Annotated in this window: 1 pseudogene; it reads left to right on the top strand. The window is 60.3% G+C overall.

The features are described 5' to 3' along the window. Positions 1 to 212: 212 nt before the first annotated feature. Positions 213 to 907: pseudogene (locus NKH71_RS33310) on the top strand (IS6 family transposase). Positions 908 to 1,140 lie beyond the last annotated feature (233 nt).

Here is a 1,140-nt window from a genome sequence, read left to right as displayed (position 1 = left end):
TGACGGGCCACTTGAACGATCTCTTGAATGGACCGCGTTTGGCGCTGACGCGCATTGCCTCACATTGATTATTGCCGAGTGGGCAACAGCGCTGCCAGGGCGCGAGCCCGATCCTCCGGCTCGGCAAAACCGTTCGCAAAGACATTCAGGCGCGGGGTGTTGTCACGTAAACCGTGCGTCTGCATTTGTGGCATAGGGACGGCGGCATGATAATGCCTGCCATCAGCTACAAGCGCCATCGTTTCCCGCCGCAGATCATCGCCCATGCGGTCTGGCTCTACTACCGGTTCCCTTGAGCCTGCGTCTGGTCGAGGAAATGCTGCTGGAGCGCGCCATCTTGGTCTCCTACAAAACGATCCGCCGCTGGGGCAAGAAGTTCGGGCCCGATTATGCTCGCCGCTTGCGCCGCAAGCAGCCGAGCCGCGATGACATCTGGCACCTGGACGAAGTCGTCATCACCATTGCTAGCCGAAAACACTGGCTATGGCGCGCCGTCGATCAGGACGGCTATGTCCTCGACGAGATCGTCCAGAACCGCCGCAACACCAAGGCGGGCAAGCGATTGCTGACGCGCCTGTTGAAGAAACAGGGCGTCGCACCGAAACGCATGATCACTGACAAGCTGCGCTCGTATGGAGCGGCCAAGCGTCAGGTGATGCCGGACGTCGAGCACCGGTCACACAAAAGATTGAACAACCGCGCCGAGAATTCCCATGTGCCGCTGCGAAAACGAGAGCGGGTGATGCAGGGCTTCCGGTCGCCAGGAAGCCTGCAGCGTTTCGTCTCGATCTTCTCGGCTCTGCGCAACCTCTTCGTTCCACCTCGCTCAAAACGCTCCGCTCTTGCCACACATATTCACCGCCTGCAGGCCATGGCGGAATGGAAAGCCGTAACCGTGGTCAGCTGACAACAGCGCCGCAGCTCTCAGCGCGTTCATAGCCAGACAACGTGACATCGCTGCCGGGGCGTCACATCGCGAGCTCGCCGAAGCGCTGATTGGTCACCGGCGCGTCCATGCCGACTGGAGGGATCCTCGCGATCATATGGACACCTCGAACTACCGTCATTTCGGAGGGTTTAGGTCCGCGATGAGGTCGGGCACAACCTGATACCCCCGAGCGCTTGGTCTTTTGGTCGATG

This window comes from Mesorhizobium sp. M0983 (assembly GCF_040318975.1).
Lineage (GTDB): Bacteria > Pseudomonadota > Alphaproteobacteria > Rhizobiales > Rhizobiaceae > Mesorhizobium.
This window is presented reverse-complemented; position numbering and strand designations above follow the sequence as displayed.